The organism is Bordetella trematum (genome assembly GCF_900078335.1).
Classification (GTDB): Bacteria; Pseudomonadota; Gammaproteobacteria; order Burkholderiales; family Burkholderiaceae_B; genus Bordetella; species Bordetella trematum.
In genome coordinates this window covers 127,803-147,129 of sequence record NZ_FKBR01000046.1, presented here as the reverse complement: position 1 = coordinate 147,129, position 19,327 = coordinate 127,803, and the positions used below count along the sequence as shown (strand labels likewise).

Genomic DNA, 19,327 nt, shown 5'->3' with positions numbered 1-19,327 from the left:
TCTTCGTTGTGATTCCCTATGAGCCAAACTGATTTCGCCCAACGCTTGCGCCAGGCCCTGGGCCAGGATGTGGTCCTGACCGAACCCGAAGCCATCGAACCCTGGCTGTCCGATTGGCGTGGCCTGTACACCGGCCAGGCGCAGGCGGTGGTGCGTCCGCGCAATACCGAGGAAGTGGCGCGTTGCCTGGCCATGTGCCAGGCCGAAGGCGTGCCGGTGGTGCCGCGTGGCGGCAATACCGGTCTGTGCGGCGGGGCCACGCCTGACGACTCGCCCCGCAATGTGGTGCTCAGCATGGATCGCATGCAGGCGATCCGCAGCATCGATACCGTGGCCAACGTCATGGTGGTCGAGGCCGGTTGCATCCTGGGCAACCTGCGCCGTGCCGCGCATGAGGCCGGCCGCCTGCTGCCCTTGAGTCTGGCGGCCGAGGACTCCTGCCAGATCGGAGGCAACCTCGCCACCAACGCCGGCGGCGTGAACGTGGTGCGCTACGGCATGACGCGCGAACTGGTCCTGGGCCTGGAGGCCGTGTTGCCGACAGGCGAGGTCTTTCATGGGCTGCGCACCCTGCGCAAGGACAACACCGGCTATGACCTCAAACAACTGCTCATCGGTTCGGAGGGCACGTTGGGGGTGATCACCGCAGTGGCCCTGCGCCTGATGCCGCGCACCGATGTGCGCTCGGTGGTGCTGGCGGCCGTCTCCTCGCCCGCGCAGGCCCTGTCGCTCTACGAGCTGCTGTTCCAGGCCTGCGGCGCGCGCCTGCAGGCCTATGAGTATTTTTCGGGCGATTGCCTGGATCTGGTGCTGGAGCACGCCCAGGGCGTGCAGGAGCCGTTTGCCGAGCGCTATCCGGGTTATGTCCTGATGGAGCTGGCCGATACCGAAGACGAGGCGGCGCTCAACAGCACGCTGGAGAACGTGATCGGGCGCGCGCTGGAAGCTGAACTGTGCCTGGATGCAGTGGTGTCGGCCTCGCTGGCGCAGCTGCAGGGGCTGTGGAAACTGCGTGAAGAGATCTCCGAGGCGCAGCGCGCCGATGGTCCTCACCTCAAGCACGACGTGTCGTTGCCGATCGAGCAGATTCCGGCGTTCATGGAAAGCGCCGAAGCCCGCCTGCGCGAGGCCTGCCCGGGCGTGCGGCCATACATTTTCGGCCACTTCGGGGATGGCAATCTGCATTACAACCTGTCGCGTCCGACCGGCGCGCCGCCTGCCTGGGCGGCTGAATCCGGCGCGGCCGTGACGGATCTGGTGCTGGACGAAGTGCATCGCTATGGCGGCAGCATCAGCGCCGAGCATGGCATCGGCCAGTTGAAGCGCACCCACTTCCTGCACACCAAGGATCCGCTGGAGCTGCGGCTGATGGCAGGCATCAAGCGCCTGCTGGATCCGGCGGGCATCATGAACCCGGGCAAGCTGCTGTAAGCGGCAGCCGGCAAGAGGGCGCGCCAGCCTGGCTGGCGCGCCCTCGCGTTTGCGCGCTCGGACGGCCTCAGTTCGAGGCGACCGAGGCGCGGGTCTTCCAGAGCGAGAACAGGATGCCGGCGGCGATCAGGCCGAAGGTGACCGACAAGGACAGCGTGGCCGGCACCTTGCCGAACAGGCCATGCGCAAAGATCTTGCCGCCGATGAAAACCAGCACCAGCGCCAGGGCATACTTCAGATAGTGGAAGCGGTGGATCAGCGCCGAGAGGGCGAAATACAGCGCACGCAGGCCCAGGATGGCGAAGATGTTGCTGGTATAGACGATGAAGGGGTCGGTGGTGATGGCAAAAATGGCCGGCACCGAATCCACCGCAAACAACAGATCCACGAACTCGATCAGCACCAGCGCCAGCAGCAGGGGCGTGGCATAGCGCTGCTTGCGCTGGGTCTTCGTATCGATTTCCACTACCGTGAAGGCATTGCCGCGCAGGCCATCGGTCACGCGCAGGCGGCGCCGCAGGAACTTCAGGATGGCGTTGTTCTCGATGTCGGGAGCGTCATCGACCATGCGCCACATTTTGATGCCGGTAAAAACCAGGAAGGCGCCGAACAGATACATCACCCAGCCGAATTCGCTGACCAGCGCCGTGCCCAGGCCGATCATGAGCGCGCGCAGGATGATCACCCCGAGAATGCCCCAGAACAGCACGCGGTGCTGATAGCGGCGGGGGATGGCGAAGTAAGTGAAGATCAGCGCGATGACGAAGACATTGTCCATCGACAGCGACTTCTCGATCAGAAAACCGGTGTAGTAGGCCAGGCTGCTTTCGGCGCCCATCTGCCACCAGATCCAGCCTCCGAAGGCCAGACCGGCGAGGATGTAGCCGCCCGACAGCAGCAGGCTTTCACGCACGCCGATCTCGCGCTCCTCCCGATGCAGCACGCCCAGATCGAAGGCCAGCAAGGCTACGACGACGCCGAGAAACAGCAGCCAGCTCCACACCGGCGTGCCAAGAAAATCCTGTAGGAAAAAGGGGCTCAAGGTTTCCATGCCTTATCTCTTGTCTGACGAAGGAGGCATGATCGGGCGACTCGGATGATTGACAAATCAGTGTGAAGTTGAGTTAAGGTTCGAAAAAACCGAAGTGAACCGGCATGCTCAACTATCGTCATCTCTACTATTTCTGGGCCGTGGCCAAGGAGGGCGGCTTCGCGCGCGCCGCCGAACGCCTGGACATGGCCATCCAGACCATCAGCGCCCAGGTGCGTGAGCTGGAGCGCAGCCTGGGCCATCAGTTGCTCAAGCCTGCGGGGCGGGGCGTGGCGCTTACCGATGCCGGTCAGGCGGCCTTTGCTCGGGCCGAAGAGATCTTCCAGATCGGCGAGCAACTGGGCGAGGCCGTGCGCAGCGCCGCGACCCGGCCGGTCATGCGTCTGTCCATCGGGTTGTCGGATGGCATTTCCAAGCTGGCAGTGCATGCCTTGCTGGGCCCGGTGCTCGATACGCCGGATCTGCGCCTGACCTGCCATGATGGCGAGGTCGAGGAGCTGTTGGGCGAGCTGGCGCGGCATCACCTGGATCTGGTGCTAACCGGGCAAAGTGCGCCACCCAATCCCAATCTGCGCTTGAGCAGCGAGCGGCTGGTGTCTGCGCCCGTTGATTGGTATGGGCCTGCGCGCTGGGTCCGGCGCGCCGATGTCCAGGCCTTTCCTCAGGCGCTGGCGCGCCTGCCTGTGCTGTTGCCCACCGGCCACTCGGTATTGCGTCAGAGGCTGGATCGCTGGTTCGAGGAGCAGGGCATTACGCCGCAGATCGTGGGCGAATTCGAGGACAGTGCCTTGATGGCCGTGTTCGCCGCGCGGGGCTTGGGGGTATTTCCGCTCAGCCGCATGGGCGGCGAGGACGTGCGGCTGCTCAATGGCCTGCGGCTGCTGGGGCGGGGCAATGGCGTGCACGAGGAAATTCATGCGATTTGTAACCGCCGCGGCCAGAAGCATCCCCTGGTGCAACGCATTCTGGATCAGGCCAAAGCTTCGGTTTTTTCGTAGCTTCTATCAGGGAGATTCTGATTTTTCGGGAGACCGAGGCGCACTATCCTTCCAGTTTGACTGTCGCGGAGCGCGCATGAAGAAACTCATCTGGTTGTCGTTCGTCATTCTGGCTGGTCTGTGGACGGCCGCCATCATGCTGGTGTTGCGTCTGAGCGATTGGCTCCTGGGCGTGGTTGCGCAGACGCGCCTGCCTGCCGATCTGCCGCAGGTGCCGGCCCTGCCGCCAGGCGTGCCGGTGCCGGAGTGGGCCGCCGGCTGGGCCGATTCGGCCTGGCTGGCGCCGTTGCAACAGGCGCTGATGGAGCTGGCGCGTCAGCTGAATACCCTGCTGCCCATCGCGGGCGGACTGTCGTCGGTCATCGCTATGGCGGCCTGGGTGTTCTGGGGCCTGGTGATGGTGGCGCTGCTGGCCTTGGCCATCGGATTGCACTGGCTGGCCGGGCAGCGCCAGGCGCAGGCAAACCGCCCCTGAAACGCAAAACGGCCCGCCATGGGCGGGCCGTTTGCCAAGGGGCTGGCGCCTTAGCTGCGGTGGTAGACCTCGGCCCCCTTCTTGACGAACTCGACCGCTTTCTCGGCCATGCCCTGCTTGAGCGCCTGCTGCTCGTTCAGGCCCTGGCTGGCCGCATAGTCGCGGACGTCCTGGGTGATCTTCATGCTGCAGAAGTGCGGGCCGCACATCGAGCAGAAGTGCGCCACTTTCATCGAGTCCTTGGGCAGGGTCTCGTCGTGGAACTCGCGTGCGGTGTCCGGATCCAGGCCGAGGTTGAACTGATCATCCCAGCGGAACTCGAAGCGCGCCTTGGACAGCGCGTTGTCGCGCACGGCGGCGCCCGGGTGGCCCTTGGCCAGGTCGGCGGCGTGGGCGGCGATCTTGTAGGTGATGATGCCGTCCTTGACGTCTTTCTTGTTGGGCAGGCCCAGGTGTTCCTTGGGCGTGACGTAGCACAGCATCGCCGTGCCGTACCAGCCGATGAGCGCGGCGCCGATGCCCGAGGTGATGTGGTCGTAACCGGGAGCGATGTCGGTGGTCAGCGGCCCCAGCGTGTAGAAGGGCGCTTCGTGGCAGTGCTCCAGCTGCAGATCCATGTTTTCCTTGATCATCTGCATCGGCACGTGGCCCGGGCCTTCGATCATGACCTGCACGTCATGCTTCCAGGCCACCTGGGTCAGCTCGCCCAGCGTCTTGAGCTCGGCGAACTGGGCTTCGTCATTGGCGTCATAGGCCGAGCCCGGACGCAGGCCGTCGCCCAGCGAGAAGCTGACGTCGTAGGCCTTCATGATTTCACAGATTTCCTCGAATCGTTCGTAGAGGAAGCTCTCCTTGTGGTGCGCCAAACACCACTTGGCCATGATCGAGCCGCCGCGCGAGACGATGCCGGTCATGCGGTCGGCCGTCATGGGGATGAAGGGCAGGCGCACGCCGGCATGGATGGTGAAATAGTCCACGCCCTGTTCGGCCTGCTCGATCAGGGTGTCGCGGAAGATTTCCCAGGTCAGTTCCTCGGCCTTGCCGTCGACCTTCTCCAGCGCCTGGTAAATGGGCACCGTGCCGATGGGCACCGGCGAGTTGCGGATGATCCACTCGCGGGTTTCGTGGATGTGCTTGCCGGTGGACAGGTCCATCACGGTATCGCCGCCCCAACGGATGGCCCAGGTCATTTTCTCGACTTCTTCGCCGATGCCGGAGCTGACCGCCGAGTTGCCGATGTTGGCATTGATCTTGACCAGGAAGTTGCGGCCGATGATCATCGGCTCGATTTCCGGGTGGTTGATGTTGGCCGGGATGATGGCGCGTCCGCGCGCGATCTCGTCGCGCACGAACTCAGGCGTGATGCTCTCGGGGATGGCGGCCCCGAACGATTGGCCGGGGTGCTGACGCAGCAGGCGGCGTGCCAGCTTCTCGCCTTCCGGGCCGCTGGTGCGCAGCGACTCGATGTACTGTTCGCGGCGCAGGTTTTCGCGGATCGCCACGTATTCCATCTCGGGCGTGATGATGCCGCGGCGCGCGTAGTGCATCTGCGTGACGTTGGCGCCGGCCTTGGCGCGGCGCGGCGGACGACGCAGGTCAAAGCGCATGGCCGTCAGCTTGGGATCTTCCAGGCGGCCCCGGCCGTACTCGCTGGTGGGGCCGTCCAGCAGCTCGACATCGCCGCGCTCGTCGATCCATGCGCGACGCACTTCGGGCAGGCCGCGACGGATGTCGATATGGGCTTGCGGATCGGTGTAGGGGCCGCTGGTGTCGTAGACGGTCAGGGGTGGGTTTTTTTCGCCGCCGAACATGGTCGGGGTGTCGTGCTGCTCGATTTCACGAAACGGCACTCGGATGTCGGGGCGGGAACCAGTCTGGTAGATCTTGCGGGATTTGGGCAGCGGCGCGACGGCGGCGGCATCCACTTCGGCCGTTGCGGCCAGGAACTTCGGGTTGGCATTCATGGGAAAGCTCCAAGGAAACGATTTGGAGCCGAATCGGGATCTCCCTCCACCAGGCGCACTGGCGGAAGGACGCTCCCAGCATCGGCATTATCCGTACTGGTACGAAGGGACTCTCTCAACACGCGCACCGTTTCGGCCGCGAGTACCCCTGCGTGGGGGGCAGTATAGGCCGTATTCCGTACTTACATCTCGAATCAGTCAGGTGTTGTCAATTTGATCTGGCCCTGTAAACTTTTCCTGATCGCCGGGGCAGGCTCGCGGCGCTGATGCCAATTTCATAAGGAAACCACCATGCAAGTGACGATGCGAAAACTCATGCCGGCCGCCCTGGTCGCGGTGTTGGCGTTGGCCGGATGCGCGGCACCCAAGGGGGCGGACGGCACGGCAAAGACGTCGACCGAGCCGGCGACCGCCGGCACGCCGGCGGCCACCAAGCCTTCGGTGGAGTTCTACATTGCGACCAATGAGGAAACCCCGGGCATGACCGCCGTGCGCGTGAGCGATGGCACGCTGTACATGCAGCGCATGCCGGTGCTCACCCGTGCCGACCTGTCCGAAGCTCAGGCCATGGCCGATCCGCAGGGGCAGAACTATGTCGGTCTGCGCTTTACGGAGGCGGGCGCCCGCAAGCTGGCGGAAGCCAGCTCGGCCAATATCGGCAAGCGCCTGGCGCTGGTGGTCGATAACGAACTGGTGGTCGCTCCCCTGATCGCCGAGCCGCTCAATCGCGGCGTGCTGGCTTTTGGCGTGCCGTCGGTGCAGGCTGCCACTTCGCTGGCGGCGCAGATCCGTGGCGAGCCCGCTGCGGCGCCGGCCGGCCAGCCGGCCAACTGAGGCGGGTTTCGCCCTGCCATCCCGGCCCCGCCCTGGAGGCGGGGTTTTTCATGCCCGCTCGTCAGTTCGGCGGTGGCTCCTCGGGCGGGGGCGGCATGGCAGGCCAGTCAGCGCAGGCCTGCAGATAGGCCCGCAGCACGTGCTCCAGGATGGCCCGGTCGCGTGCCGGCAATTGGGCTGCCGACAGGGCGGGCGAGGCCGGTTCCTGCAGCATGGCGGCGGCTTGCGGTTCGCGCGGCCCCTGCCCGCTTGCCAGCCACTCGACCCGCACATGCAGCACGCGCGCCAGCCTGAGCATGGCACGGCTGCTGCCGCAGCGGCCGCTCTCGTAGCTGGCGATGGCGCTCTGTGAAATGCCGGCTGCGCGCGCCAGCACGTGCTGGGTGTAACCCCGCAAAACACGGGCCTCTCTCAAACGGTCTGAAAAGGTCTTCACCCGCTGATTGAAGCCTGGGCGGGGCTTACCTTGGTACTTAAATTAAGTACATAGGTGATCGGGCATGGGCGGCCGGGCCCGGGCCATCAGGCGTCGGCCGGTGGCGTTCAGCGGCTGCGGCGCGGACGTGGGCGCTGGGCGGCGCCGGGCTCGTTGCGGCAGGTCTCGATGAAGCTGCGCACCATGGTCTCCAGCAGCCTCATGTCGCGCGCCGACAGCGCAGCGAGGTGTTGCGGCAGAATTCCCTTGAAGGGCCAGCCGGACGGCGCCTGCACTGGGGCGGGCTCCATCAGCATGGGGCCGTACTCCATCGGGCCGCGGCCCATCTCCAGCCAGTCCAGATTGACCTCCAGCGCCAGGGCGAGGCGCCGTACCGAGCGGCTGCTGTGGCGTTGTCCGGTTTCGTAACTGCCGATGGCGCTTTGGGACAGGCCACAGGCGCGCGCCAGATCCTGCTGGGTGTAACCCCGCAATACACGAGCCTGTCTCAATCGGTCTGAAAAGGTCTTCACGGCCTGATTGGATCGTGGGATTTAATTACTTTGGTGCTTAGTTTAATCACTTCTGTGGTTGGGATATCGCCACAAGAGCAGGTTCAGCATGGTGCAATTTCTGCGAGGCTTCGATGACGACGGGCAGCCGCCCCAGGCGCCGCTCACCAGAGACCGCCGGCTAACGCCGCGGCCGCCGGTCCTGGTGCTGATGACCTGCGAGGATGCGGCATTGTCGCCGGGCGACCAGGAGCATCTTGTCATGACCTTGCGCCGCGGCGGCTGGCTCGTCTATGCGGAGCAGCCAGATGGCAGCTGGGCCGAGCGGCTGGAGGAGGTGGCGCCGGATGTGCTGCTGGTGCGAAGCGGAGCCGCCCATGCCGGATTTGTTACCCACATTATCGGACTGGTCAAAGGGCGGGGGCAGGGCGTCTGCGTGGTGGCGCAGTTCGGCGCCGTAGCGCCGGGCCTGCGCATCGCGGCGCTCAAGGCCGGTGCCGATATTTGTCTCAGCCTGCCGGATGCCGCCGGGCCGTGGCTGGCGGCCGAGCTGCTGGCCGTGGTCGAGGCTTCGCGCCGATCGCGCAGCCTGGGCCTGTCGCGCGGCTGGACGCTGAACGAGGCGCGCCGCTCTCTGCTGGGGCCGCAGGGCATCAGCCTGCCGCTCACGCCGGTCGAGGGCGAATTCCTGTCGCGGCTGTTTGCATCGCCCGGTTGCTGCCTGCGACGCAGCGAGAGCGACAACGGCGAGCAGTCGCGCCGCCTGGACGTCATGGTGTCGCGGCTGCGCAGCAAGGCGCGCGAGGCCGGCGTAGACCTGCCACTGCGCGCCGTGCGGCACTGGGGATATATCTTCCTGGCCGAACTGACCGATCCGCCTTGAACGCCTACTCGGTGATCACCAGGTTGTCGCGGTGCATCAGCTCGGGGTCGGTCATGCTGCCCAGCAGGCTGGCAATCTGCGAGGAAGGGTGGCGCATGATGCGCCGCGTGTCGGAAGACGAATAGTTGATCAGGCCGCGCGCGCATTCACGGCCAGCGGCATCCAGACACGCCACCACGTCGCCGCGCTCGAAATCGCCCTGTACAGCCGTCACGCCCACCGGCAGCAGGCTCTTGCCCTCGTGCAGCAGGGCCTGGATCGCGCCGTCATCGAGCACCACGCTGCCGCGCAGGCGCAGATGATCGGCCATCCATTGCTTGCGCGCCGACCAGACAGCCATGCTGGCCTTCAGTTCGGTGCCGATGCATTCGCCCTGGGCCAGGCGGGTCAGCACATTGGCTTCGCGTCCGGAGGCGATCACGGTGTCCGCGCCGCTGTGCGCGGCACGCTTGGCCGCCAGGATCTTGGTCAACATGCCACCGGTACCGATGCCGCTGCCGGCGCCGCCGGCCATGGCTTCCAGGGCAGGGTCGCCGGCCTGGGCGTGCGAGACGAACCGCGCATCCGGGTTCTTGCGCGGATCGGAATCATAGAGCCCGCGCTGATCGGTCAGGATGATCAAGGTGTCGGCCTCGATCAGGTTGGTGACCAGGGCGCCCAGGGTGTCGTTGTCGCCCAGGCGGATCTCGTCGGTGACGACGGTATCGTTTTCGTTGACGATGGGCACCACGCCCAGCCGCAGGAGCGCAAACAGCGTCGAACGGGCGTTGAGGTAGCGGTGCCGGTCGGCCAGGTCTTCGTGGGTGAGCAGAATCTGTGCCGTGCGCAGGCCGTGCTCGGCGAATGCGGCCTCATAAGCCTGGCACAGGCCCATCTGGCCGACGGCGGCGGCCGCCTGCAGCTCATGCATCACGGAGGGGCGTTTGCGCCAGCCCAGGCGAGCCATGCCTTCGGCAATGGCGCCGCTGGAGACCAGCACGACCTGGCGGCCCTGCTTGCGCAGGGCGGCGATCTGGTCGGCCCAGTGGGCGACCGCGTTGCGGTCCAGGCCTCGGCCTTCGTTGGTGACCAGGGAGGAGCCGACTTTGGCAACCAGTCGGTTGGCCGACGCAACGGCCGAAACGGGAGTATCAGGGGCAGTCATGGTGCTGACCGGTACGAAACAGGTTCGGAAAGGGCCGCAGGCATTGGCCCGGCGGCCCGGGGCGGGGACGAGTCAGGGTTTATTCGTCACCGCCAGGCGGCGTGGCATCGCCGCGCGTGGTGTCAAAACGCGGATCCTCGTGGACGTAGCTGCCATCGGCCTTGTCCTGCTCGACCTGTTCTTTCTGCTTTTCGGCGTCGAGGTAGTCCTGCAACGCCCAGATCAGATCCTGGGTGCCGTCGCCATTGAGGCTGGAGATGCAGAAGACCGGGCCGGTCCAGCCGAACTCGGCGCAGAAGCGCTGCTTGACGTCTTCGGGGTCGGGCACCATGTCCAGCTTGTTGAGCACGAGCCAGCGCGGCTTGGCAGCCAGCTCGGGATCGTAGCGGCGCAGTTCTTCGACGATGGCGCGCGCCCCTTCGACGGCGGCCTCGACCGGGTCGGCATCGGGGTCCGGGCTGGCGACATCGACCAGATGCAGCAGCACGCGGGTGCGCGCCAGGTGACGCAGGAACAGATGGCCCAGGCCCGCGCCTTCCGAGGCGCCTTCGATGAGGCCGGGGATGTCGGCGACCACGAAGCTGCGCGACGGGGAGGTACGGACCACGCCCAGGTTGGGGTGCAGCGTGGTGAAGGGATAATCGGCGATCTTGGGGCGCGCATTCGAGATGCGGCTGATCAGAGTGGACTTGCCGGCATTGGGCAGGCCCAGCAGGCCGACATCGGCCAGCACCTTGAGTTCGAGGCGCAGGCGGCGTTGCTCGCCTTCCTTGCCCGGCGTCCACTGGCGCGGCGCGCGGTTGACGCTGGACTTGAAGTGCAGGTTGCCCAGGCCGCCCTGGCCGCCCTGGGCCAGCGTGACCTGCTCGCCATGGCGGTCGAGGTCGAACAGCACCTCATCCGTGTCGGCGTCATGCACGACGGTGCCAACCGGCACGCGCAGCGTGATGTCGGGGGCGGCGGCGCCGTACTGGTCGGAGCCGCGGCCGTTTTCGCCGTTCTTGGCGCGGTGCAGCCGCGCGTAGCGGAAATCGATCAGGGTATTGATGTTGCGGTCGGCAACGGCATAGATGCTGCCGCCGCGGCCGCCATCGCCGCCGTCCGGGCCGCCCTTGGGTATGAATTTCTCGCGGCGAAAGCTCGCCACGCCATTGCCGCCTTTGCCGGCGATCACTTCAATGGTGGCTTCGTCAACGAATTTCATGGTGCCTGTCTGGGTGATGAGTGGATAGGGCCTGCACGGGCGACCGGATGGCGCCTGGGGCGTTATCCCTTGCGGATTAGGAATATTCTGCCTGAAAACAAAAGGCCCTGCCGGGAGGACAGGGCCTTTCGCGAGGGTGATGCTGCCAATCAGTTGGCGGCTTCGACCCAGACGGTTGCCTTGTTCAGGGCACCCTTGGTGCCGAACTTGACCTTGCCGTCAGCCAGGGCAAACAGGGTGTGGTCCTTGCCCACGCCCACGTTCACGCCCGGGTGGAAACGCGTACCGCGCTGGCGCACGATGATCGAGCCAGCCAGGATGGCCTGGCCGCCGTACACCTTGACGCCAAGGCGCTTCGATTCTGAGTCGCGGCCGTTGCGAGTTGAGCCGCCGCCCTTTTTCTGTGCCATGTTTTAGCTCCTGCTAAAAAACCGGATGCATTAAGCCGTGATGGCTTCGATGCGGATCTCGGTGTAGTTCTGACGGTGGCCCTGACGCTTCTGATAGTGCTTGCGACGGCGCATCTTGAAGATCTTGACCTTATCGTGCCGGCCATGCGCAAGAACCGTCGCCTTGACCACAGCGCCGGCGACGATAGGCGTACCAACTTTCAGCTGGTCACCTTCGCCCACGGACAACACTTGGTCCAGGGTGATTTCTTGCCCAATGTCAGCAGGTATCTGTTCTACCTTGAGTTTTTCGCCAGCGGCAACGCGATACTGCTTGCCGCCGGTTTTTACGACCGCGTACATGGGGGAATTTCCTTGATGAGAAATGAATGCGGCGGGTGGAGCCGCCGGACCACTACCTGCAGGCTGCTGCCACAGGGGCAGTTGCCGGATCCGTTGGCCGCGCAAAGCGCCGCGCAATGTCGGTTGTTCACTGCCGTGCCATCCTGCCGCGATCATGGGTTGCCAGAGGGGGTTGCCCAATGGCCTTGTCCAAAATCAGGCGGGCTTGGTGCGGCAAAGCGGAATAACCGAATCAAGCATTCTAATCCGGTGCCGGGGAAAAGTCAAAAACCCCTGCCGCAGCAAGCGCTTAGCGAGCGGCGGTCCGGCGCTGGCCGCGATGGCGGCTGAGGGCTTGCCCACAACCCGTATAATCCTCCGGGAATCCACTGCCGACAGACAGTGGCCCAGCGGTAAGAGCCGCCGCGCGGCTCGTTTTACAACTCGGATACGTCTTGACTCTCCCCGCGCTCATTGCCCCCATTGCTGAAGACATGAAAGCCGTCGATGCGGTTATCCGCGAGCGGCTGAACTCGGAGGTGGTGTTGATCCGCACCATTGGCGACTACATCATCGGCGCGGGCGGCAAGCGCATGCGCCCGGCCATGGTGCTGATGGTGGCGCGCGCGCTGGGCTACCAGGGCACCGACCACCAGCTGTTGGCCGCCGTGGTCGAATTCATTCATACCGCCACGCTGCTGCATGACGACGTGGTGGACGAGTCGGATCTGCGCCGCGGCCGCGATACCGCCAATGCCGTGTTCGGCAATGCCGCCAGCGTGCTGGTGGGCGACTATCTGTATTCGCGCTCCTTCGAGATGATGGTCGAGGCCGGCTCGATGCGCATCATGCAGATTCTTTCCGAGGCCACCACCGTGATCGCCGAAGGCGAGGTGTTGCAGCTGCTCAACGTGCATGACCCGGATGTCTCCGAAGAACGCTACCTGCAGGTGGTGCGCTACAAGACGGCCAAGCTGTTCGAGGCGGCCGCGCAGGTCGGCGCGGTGCTGGCAGGCGCCACGCCCGAGCAGGAAGAGGCCGCCGCCGCCTACGGCCGCCACGTCGGCACGGCTTTCCAGCTGATCGATGACGTGCTCGATTACAGCGGCGATGCCGCCGCGCTGGGCAAGAATGTGGGCGATGACCTGCGTGAAGGCAAGCCCACGCTGCCGCTCATTCGTGTCATGGAAATGGGTACGCCCGAGCAGCGCGAACTGATCCGCAAGGCCATCGAAACCGGCGATGCGGATTTCACGGCCGTCGAGGCCGCGATCCGCGAAACCGATGCGCTGGGCCACACGCGCCGCGCGGCCGAAGCCGAGGCGAAAAAGGCTTTCGATGCCTTGAGTTGCTATCCCGCTTCCACTTTCCAAAAATCTCTGCTAGAATTTTGTTCTTTCGCGGTTCAGCGAGACCGATAAAACGGACTTGATGAGTCGCTGTGTGACCCACGGCGCGGCAACTTTAACCGGTTGGCGCAGCGGAAAACCGGGGCGTAGCTCAGCCTGGTAGAGTACTGCGTTCGGGACGCAGGAGTCGGAGGTTCGAATCCTCTCGCCCCGACCATTAATTTGGTCGAATTTTTGTTGATGTGCCCGACATCAACAGCAAAAAGCTTCAAAGCAAAGCCGAAACTGCCAACGTAGTTTCGGCTTTTTTGCGTCTGGAGGCGGCGTCCGGGCCGCTGGCGGCCCGGGTAGCGTCAGGTCATGCCGGCCATGTTGCCCAGCACGGCCTCGACTTGGCGGGCGTGGCGCAGCAGGCGGGCATCTTCTTTCTGGAAGCCGACCAGTTGCACGGCCAGGGGCAGGCCTTCGGGGCTGCGGCCTACGGGCAGCGAGATCGAGGGATTGTGCAGCAGCGACCAGGCGCGGATGAAAACCGAGCTGCCGGTGCTGGAAGCCGGGGTGGCCACGCCCAGGGTGGCTGGCATGATGATGGCGTCGATGTCGCGGGCGATGTCGTGGAATTGCCGGCGGCAGGCATCGGCGGCATCGAGCGCGGCAGCGTAGTCGGCGTCGCTGTAGGTTGCGCCCAGATCCAGATAGGCCAGCAGTTCCGGATCGCACAGGGCGGCATGGTCGCGGCGGATGGCGGCGTATTCGCGCGCCAGGTCATAGGCCATGATGACGTCCTGGATGTCGCCGATGTTTTCGTAGCCCTGGGGCATCGAGAGCAGCTGCAGGGATATGCCGGCCTGCGTCAGGCGCTGCAGGCTGTCTTCGAAGACGGCCTGCGCCGCCGGTTCGGCTGCCGGCCAGTCGCGCGGGCGCCAGATGCCCAGCCGCAGCGACCCTGGCTCCTGGGCGGAGGGCAGAAAGCGCGGGTCGCCGGCAAAGGCGTGCATGAAGAGCTGGGCATCTTCGACCGAGCGGCACAGGGGGCCGATGACGTCCAGCGGACGCGAGTAGCTGCGTATGCCGACATAGGGAATCGCATCGAGCGTGGGCTTGAAGCCGACCGCGCCGCAGAACGAGGCCGGCCGCAGGATGGAGCCTGCCGTCTGGGTGCCGATCGACAGCGGCGTCATGAAGTCGGCCACCGCCGCGCCCGAGCCCGCCGAGGAGGCGGCCGGACTGCGGCTGAGGTCGTGCGGATTGCGGCAGGGTCCCGGCAGCATGATGGCGTGGCGCGACACCGTGTTCTTGCCCAGCAGCACGAAGCCCTGTTGTCGCGCCCGAGTGACCACGGGCGCATCGGCGGCAGGCTGGCGGCGTGGGAAGATTTCGGGCTCGCCCAGTTCGGTGGGCATGTCGGCGGTGTCGATGGTGTCCTTGATGCCGATGGGGGCGCCCTCGTAGCGGCCCCGCCGTCCCCGGCGATCGATGTCGCGGGCCTGGGCCAGCGCGGCATCGCCGGCGACATGGACCCAGGCCTTTACCTGTTCATTGCGCTGGGCGATGCGTTCGAGGCAGGCCTGGGTCCAGGCTTCGGCGCTGAGGGTGCCTTGGTCCAGGGCGCGCAGGCCTTCAGCCAGGGTCAGGTGGGCGCGCTCGGACGGTGCAGGCCGTCGCGTCGTCTTGCTTGCGGTCATGCGTGATCTCCTTGCGTGTGCGGGTGTTGCCCGATGTAGAGCTCCGCCATTTCTTCGTTGGCCAGCAGGTTGGGTCCGGTGTCGGTCAGCACGATGCGCCCGGAGTCGAGGATGTAGCCCCGGTCGCTGAAGGCCAGCGCCTGGCGGGCGCGCTGCTCCACCATGAGCACGGCGATGTCCAGGGTGGGCAGGCGTTGCACCTCTTCGAATACCTGGGTGGTCAGGGCGGGAGACAGCGCCGCGGAGGGTTCGTCGAGCAGGATCATGCGCGGCGAGGGCATGAGGGCGCGGGCGAAGGCCAGTTGCTGGCGTTCGCCGCCGGACAGGTTGGCAGCCTGGGTGCGCCGCCGCCGCGCCAGCGCGGGAAACAGATCGAACATCTCGTCCATGCGCCGGCGCGCATCGCTCACGTGCTCGACGACCTGCAGGTTTTCCAGCACGGTCAGCTCGCCAAAGACGTTCTGGACCTGCGGCACATACGAGATGCCGATGCGCACGCGGTCTTCCACGGCCAGCCGCCGCAGATCGCGGCCGTCGAAGGCCAGCACGCCGGACAGGCGGGGCAGCAGGCCCATCACCGCCTTGATCAGCGTGGACTTGCCGGCGCCGTTGGTGCCCGCGATGGTGACGATTTCGCGCGGCGCGACGTACAGGTCGATGCCACTGACGATATCGACATCGCCATAGCCGCCCGCCATCTTCTCGATGGTCAGCAAGGGGGTGCAAGCAGCGGTGGCGTTCATATCACTCCTCCCATGTAGGCTTCGCGCACGGCTTCCTTGGCCAGGACGTCGCGCGGTTTGCCCTCGGCGATGACCTTGCCGCGATCCATGACATACATGCGCGGCACGATGCGTGCCAGTTCTTCGAGGTTGTGTTCGATGATGAGCACGCTCATGCCGCGCTGGTTGAGTTCGACGATGCGCTCGGAGAGCTCGCCGATGAGCACCGGATTGACCCCGGCAAAGGGCTCGTCGAGCATGATGCAGCGCGGCTCCAGCATGAGCAGGCGGCCCAGCTCGAGCAGCTTCTTCTGGCCTCCCGACAACTTGCCGGCAGGCGTGTCGGCCACCCGGGAGAGGTTCAGGAACTGCAGCAGCTCGTGGGCGCGTTCGGCCACGCGGGCCTCCTCCTGGCGCACCTGGCCGGGGGCGAAGAACACCGACAGCAGTTTCTCGCCGCGCGCATCGGGGGCCGCGGCCATCATGTTGGCCATTACCGACAGTTGCGAGAATTCGCGCGGGACCTGGAAGGTGCGCGCCAGGCCCTGGCGCACCCGGGTGTGCACTGCCATGTGCGAGATGTCGCGCCCGTCGAAGTGCACGGATCCGGCCCGCATGGGCACGTAGCCGGTGATGACGGAGAACAGCGTGCTCTTGCCGGCGCCGTTGGTGCCGATCAGGCCCAGCAGCTCGCCCTGGCGCAGCTCGACGCTGACGTCATCCAGGGCCAGCATGCCGCCGAAGCCTGCGCTGATGTTTTTGACTGTCAAAAGGCTCATGTGGACTTCCTCGCCTTGGTTCCCAATATCCCCTGAGGGCGATACAGCACGATGAGGATCAGCGCCATGCCGATGACCCAGATGCGCACGCTTGCCATCTGCACCTCGGAGATCCCGTCGACGAAATCACGCACGAAGCGCGAGCCCTCGAGAAATCCCACCATGATGACGGTGCCCAGCGCCACGCCCGGCAGGCGGTTGGCGCCGCCCACGAAGATCGCGATCCAGATGTAGAAGGTGATCAACGGCACGAACTGCTCGGGGCTCAGGAAGGTGAGGTAGTGCGCGAGAAACGCGCCCGCCAGCCCGGCCAGCCCCGCGCCCAGCATGAGCGAGCGGGTTTTGAAGCGCGCCGGGTCCTTGCCCAGGGCGCGAACCGCCACCTCGTTGTCGCGCACGGCCTCGATGACGCGCCCGAAGGGGCTTTTGACCACCCGCGTGACGATCCAGAAGACGATGCCATTGACCAGCAGCAGCGTGAACATGATGGCCAGGTCGATCTGGCCGGCCGGCAGCCACCCCTCGAACATGCGCGGGATGCCGGGCAGGCCGTGCATGCCCCGGGTGAGCCATTCCTCGCTTTGCAGCATCATGCGCACCGACTCCGAGAAGCCGAGCGTGATGATGGCCAGGTAGTCGCTGCCCAGCCGCAAGGCCACCATGCCCAGCGGCCAGGCCGCCAGCGCGGTGATCAGGGTGGCGCTCAGCATGGCCAGGGGGATGGGCAGGCCCTGGATGGACAGCAGGGCCGACGTGTAGGCGCCGATGGCGAAGAACCCGACATGCCCGAAGTTGACCAGGCCGGTGAAGCCGTAGTGCAAGGACAGGCCCACGGCCATCAGCATGTAGATCAGAACGCCGATGGCGATTGCAATCAGATAGGCTTCCATATTTCCTTACCTCGCCAGCATGGGTCGGCCAAAGAGTCCCTGGGGGCGGAACAGCAGCAGCACCAGCAACACCAGGAAAGCCATGACGATCTTGTAGGAGGGGCCGACGTAGAGCGTGGCGACCTCCTGTGAGATGCCGAAGATCAGCGAGCCCACCACCGCGCCGATGGGGTTGCCGACGCCGCCCAGCACGACCGCCGCGAACATGGGCATCAGCAGCTCGAAGCCCAGCTCGGGCATGACGACCGCCTTGATGGCCAGCAGCACGCCGCCCAGGCCGCAGAAAAAGCCGCTCAGCACCCACAGGTAGAGCATCACGCGACGGGCGCGGATGCCGCTGGCCGCGGCCAGGTCCGGGTTGTCGGCCACCGCCCGCATGCGCCGGCCCAGGGGCGTGGCGTGCAGGATCACAAAGGCGATGGCCAGCGCCCCGATGGCCGTGAGCAGGATGTAGACATCCATGGGCAGGATGCGGATGCCGTGGAAGTTCCAGGCGCGCATCAGGCGGGGCATTTCAAGGTTGTACTGGTCCTGGCCGGCGAAGAACGTGATGGTGGTGCGGACCACGAAGGCCACGCCCAGCGACGCGATCAGGCGCGCGACGTTGGAGCGTTGGGCCAGGGCGCGGAAGACCCACAGGTAGAAGAACACGGACACCAGGGCCGTCACCAGGCCGGCGCTCAGGACGGCCAGGACCAGCGAGCCGCTGATCCAGGTCTGGGTGGCGACTGCGGTGTAGGCGCCCAGGGTCATGTAGTCGCCGGTGGCGGCGTTGGGGAAACGCGAGATGCCGAACACCATGGTGATGGCGAGGATGGGCAGCGACAGCAGGGTGCCGAGCACGATGCCGTTGATGACCGCGTTGATGATCGCGATGAGTTCCATCTTTGTCCCGCCTTCAGCGTGTACCCGGCACGGTCTCTTTGAGCACCAGCTTGCCGTTTTGGATCTCCGAGACGCCGAAGTCGGGCACCGTCTCGCCGTGTTCGCCAAACTCCAGGTTGGAGGAGGCGCCGTCATAGTCAACGGCCTTGCCGGCACGCAGCAGGTCGCGGCCCTGGGCGAAGGAGGAGGCCTTCTCGCCGCCGTGCTGGGTGACCGCCTTGATCCGCGCGTTGATGGCGGCCGTGTCTGCCGTCGCGCCGGCGGCTTCGATGGCCAGCGCCAGGGCGATGACCATGTCGTAGCTCTGGGCCGCGAAGATGTCGGGCTCGTGCTTGAGCTTGGCGCGGAAACGCTCGGCGAAGCTTTTGTAGGCGTCGTTCTCGCTGGCCGCCACGTTGGAGATCGAGATGATGCCTTCGGTGACTTCCTTGCCCAGCGCCTTGACGAGGGCCTCGTTGGCCGTCCAGCCGGGCATGATGAATTTACAGTCCTGGCCGCTCTGGTACCACTCGCGCAGCAGGATGGTGGCATCGGGACGATAGGAGCCCAGTGCGATGACGTCTGGCTGGGTGGCCAGCACGCGGTTGACCTCGGTGCGGTAGGTGGTCTGGTTGGGTTCGTAGATCACCATGCTGCTGACCTTGCCGCCGTCCTGCTCCCAGGTTTCCTTGAAGTAGTTGGCCAGCCCGACGAACGTGGAGTTGTTGAAGGCCATGATGGCGGGGCGCTTGAAGCCGCGCTCGCGGGCCACCTGGGCGAAGGCCCGGCCGAACACCGCGTTGGAGGCTTGCAGCATCCAGGCCAGCCCCTTGCGGTTTTCGGTCAGCATCTCGGGCGCGCCGCAGGTGTTCATCATGATGAGCCCGGCGTTGTTGGTGATCGGAATCACCGCCAGGCCCACCGACGAGGGCCAGATGCCGACCACGGCCTGGACCTGATGCACCTCGATCAGTTTCTTGGCGGCCAGCACGGCCGCATCCGGCTTGGTCTGGTCGTCTTCGGCGTGCAGCTGGATTTTGCGACCGGCCGCGCCGCCGGCGGCGTTGACTTCGTCGACGGCGATGCGGATGGCTTCCAGCATGGCGCCGCCGTAGGGGCCGCCAACGCCGGTAATCGAGTTCAGGGCGCCCAGCCGGAAGGGTTCTCCCGGCGTGGCGGCGCGCAGGCTCCAGGGCGCCATGCTCGCTCCGGCCAGCACCAGGCCGGTGGAAACGAAGCGGCGGCGGGAGCTGCTCATGGGTTGCTGCAGTTTCATATTCGTTCCTTCTACGCCTTTGGCGTGATGATCAACTTCGAATATGCCGGCTGTCTGTCCGGCCCCTTGGACTTCATTTTTTGTTGTGCCGGCAGCATAGGCGCAACCGGTAGGTGGAGA

At 65.6% G+C, this 19,327-nt stretch carries 20 protein-coding genes and 1 tRNA gene; 7 read left to right on the top strand and 14 right to left on the bottom strand.

The window, feature by feature from the left end; translation table 11 throughout:
- Positions 1–18 precede the first annotated feature (18 nt).
- Positions 19–1,431, top strand: a complete 1,413-nt coding sequence (locus A7V84_RS17715; protein ID WP_063491734.1) for an FAD-binding oxidoreductase — start codon at positions 19–21, stop codon at positions 1,429–1,431.
- Between the two features lie 67 nt (positions 1,432–1,498).
- On the opposite strand, the gene A7V84_RS17710 is transcribed toward A7V84_RS17715, so the two are convergent.
- The gene (locus A7V84_RS17710) at positions 1,499–2,482 is read right to left on the bottom strand and encodes a TerC family protein (RefSeq protein ID WP_025513951.1); all 984 of its coding nucleotides are present in this window, start codon (positions 2,480–2,482) and stop codon (positions 1,499–1,501) included.
- A 104-nt stretch (positions 2,483–2,586) separates the two neighbouring features.
- On the opposite strand from A7V84_RS17710, the gene A7V84_RS17705 reads away from it, so the two are divergent.
- Both A7V84_RS17705 and A7V84_RS17700 read left to right on the top strand, forming a co-directional pair.
- A complete protein-coding gene (locus A7V84_RS17705; protein ID WP_025513948.1) occupies positions 2,587–3,480 on the top strand; it encodes a LysR substrate-binding domain-containing protein in 894 nt (297 codons plus the stop codon).
- A 76-nt stretch (positions 3,481–3,556) separates the two neighbouring features.
- Positions 3,557–3,955, top strand: a complete 399-nt coding sequence (locus A7V84_RS17700) for a hypothetical protein (protein ID WP_063491735.1) — start codon at positions 3,557–3,559, stop codon at positions 3,953–3,955.
- 50 nt (positions 3,956–4,005) lie between these two features.
- Here the strand turns inward: A7V84_RS17700 and thiC are convergent, their stop codons facing one another.
- The gene (thiC, locus tag A7V84_RS17695) at positions 4,006–5,919 is read right to left on the bottom strand and encodes a phosphomethylpyrimidine synthase ThiC (RefSeq protein ID WP_025513943.1); all 1,914 of its coding nucleotides are present in this window, start codon (positions 5,917–5,919) and stop codon (positions 4,006–4,008) included.
- Between the two features lie 291 nt (positions 5,920–6,210).
- Between thiC and A7V84_RS17690 the strand changes: the two genes are divergently transcribed.
- Positions 6,211–6,753 carry a SecDF P1 head subdomain-containing protein gene (locus A7V84_RS17690; RefSeq protein WP_025513940.1) on the top strand — a complete coding sequence of 181 codons (543 nt, stop codon included), beginning with the start codon at positions 6,211–6,213 and terminating at the stop codon, positions 6,751–6,753.
- Between the two features lie 61 nt (positions 6,754–6,814).
- Here A7V84_RS17690 and A7V84_RS17685 read toward each other — a convergent pair whose 3' ends face one another.
- A complete protein-coding gene (locus A7V84_RS17685) occupies positions 6,815–7,189 on the bottom strand; it encodes a helix-turn-helix domain-containing protein (RefSeq protein WP_025513938.1) in 375 nt (124 codons plus the stop codon).
- A gap of 107 nt (positions 7,190–7,296) precedes the next feature.
- On the bottom strand, positions 7,297–7,701 hold the full coding sequence (locus tag A7V84_RS17680) for a helix-turn-helix domain-containing protein (RefSeq protein WP_082832952.1): 405 nt from the start codon (positions 7,699–7,701) through the stop codon (positions 7,297–7,299).
- Between the two features lie 88 nt (positions 7,702–7,789).
- Between A7V84_RS17680 and A7V84_RS17675 the strand changes: the two genes are divergently transcribed.
- The gene (locus A7V84_RS17675; protein ID WP_025513934.1) at positions 7,790–8,563 is read left to right on the top strand and encodes a response regulator transcription factor; all 774 of its coding nucleotides are present in this window, start codon (positions 7,790–7,792) and stop codon (positions 8,561–8,563) included.
- 4 nt (positions 8,564–8,567) lie between these two features.
- On the opposite strand, the gene proB is transcribed toward A7V84_RS17675, so the two are convergent.
- From proB to rplU, 4 genes are all read right to left on the bottom strand, one after another.
- Positions 8,568–9,707, bottom strand: a complete 1,140-nt coding sequence (gene proB, locus A7V84_RS17670) for a glutamate 5-kinase (protein WP_025513932.1) — start codon at positions 9,705–9,707, stop codon at positions 8,568–8,570.
- Between the two features lie 79 nt (positions 9,708–9,786).
- The gene (gene obgE, locus A7V84_RS17665) at positions 9,787–10,911 is read right to left on the bottom strand and encodes a GTPase ObgE (protein ID WP_025513930.1); all 1,125 of its coding nucleotides are present in this window, start codon (positions 10,909–10,911) and stop codon (positions 9,787–9,789) included.
- Positions 10,912–11,060: 149 nt separating this feature from the next.
- Positions 11,061–11,321 (bottom strand): 50S ribosomal protein L27, encoded by a 261-nt coding sequence (rpmA, locus tag A7V84_RS17660; protein WP_025513928.1) that lies wholly within the window; start codon positions 11,319–11,321, stop codon positions 11,061–11,063.
- 30 nt (positions 11,322–11,351) lie between these two features.
- The gene (rplU, locus tag A7V84_RS17655; protein WP_025513926.1) at positions 11,352–11,663 is read right to left on the bottom strand and encodes a 50S ribosomal protein L21; all 312 of its coding nucleotides are present in this window, start codon (positions 11,661–11,663) and stop codon (positions 11,352–11,354) included.
- A 434-nt stretch (positions 11,664–12,097) separates the two neighbouring features.
- Here rplU and ispB point away from each other — a divergent pair, with 434 nt between their 5' ends.
- Both ispB and A7V84_RS17645 read left to right on the top strand, forming a co-directional pair.
- A complete protein-coding gene (ispB, locus tag A7V84_RS17650; protein ID WP_025513924.1) occupies positions 12,098–13,063 on the top strand; it encodes an octaprenyl diphosphate synthase in 966 nt (321 codons plus the stop codon).
- A gap of 68 nt (positions 13,064–13,131) precedes the next feature.
- A tRNA-Pro gene (locus A7V84_RS17645) sits at positions 13,132–13,208 on the top strand.
- 136 nt (positions 13,209–13,344) lie between these two features.
- On the opposite strand, the gene A7V84_RS17640 is transcribed toward A7V84_RS17645, so the two are convergent.
- From A7V84_RS17640 to A7V84_RS17615, 6 genes are read right to left on the bottom strand one after another with little or no spacing between them, the layout of a single operon-like run.
- A complete protein-coding gene (locus A7V84_RS17640; protein WP_063491736.1) occupies positions 13,345–14,676 on the bottom strand; it encodes an amidase in 1,332 nt (443 codons plus the stop codon).
- Complete coding sequence (locus A7V84_RS17635; protein ID WP_025513920.1) at positions 14,673–15,419, bottom strand: ABC transporter ATP-binding protein; 747 nt, start codon at positions 15,417–15,419, stop codon at positions 14,673–14,675. The genes A7V84_RS17640 and A7V84_RS17635 overlap by 4 nt, the downstream gene beginning before the upstream one ends.
- Positions 15,416–16,177, bottom strand: coding sequence for an ABC transporter ATP-binding protein (locus tag A7V84_RS17630; protein ID WP_063491737.1), 762 nt, complete (start codon positions 16,175–16,177; stop codon positions 15,416–15,418). Before A7V84_RS17630 ends, A7V84_RS17635 begins: the two co-directional genes overlap by 4 nt.
- The gene (locus A7V84_RS17625) at positions 16,174–17,067 is read right to left on the bottom strand and encodes a branched-chain amino acid ABC transporter permease (RefSeq protein ID WP_063491738.1); all 894 of its coding nucleotides are present in this window, start codon (positions 17,065–17,067) and stop codon (positions 16,174–16,176) included. Before A7V84_RS17625 ends, A7V84_RS17630 begins: the two co-directional genes overlap by 4 nt.
- Positions 17,068–17,073: 6 nt before the next feature.
- Positions 17,074–17,952: a branched-chain amino acid ABC transporter permease gene (locus A7V84_RS17620; protein WP_025513914.1), complete on the bottom strand. Its 879-nt coding sequence runs from the start codon at positions 17,950–17,952 to the stop codon at positions 17,074–17,076.
- Between the two features lie 13 nt (positions 17,953–17,965).
- Positions 17,966–19,201, bottom strand: coding sequence for an ABC transporter substrate-binding protein (locus A7V84_RS17615; RefSeq protein ID WP_412778670.1), 1,236 nt, complete (start codon positions 19,199–19,201; stop codon positions 17,966–17,968).
- Positions 19,202–19,327: the final 126 nt, after the last annotated feature.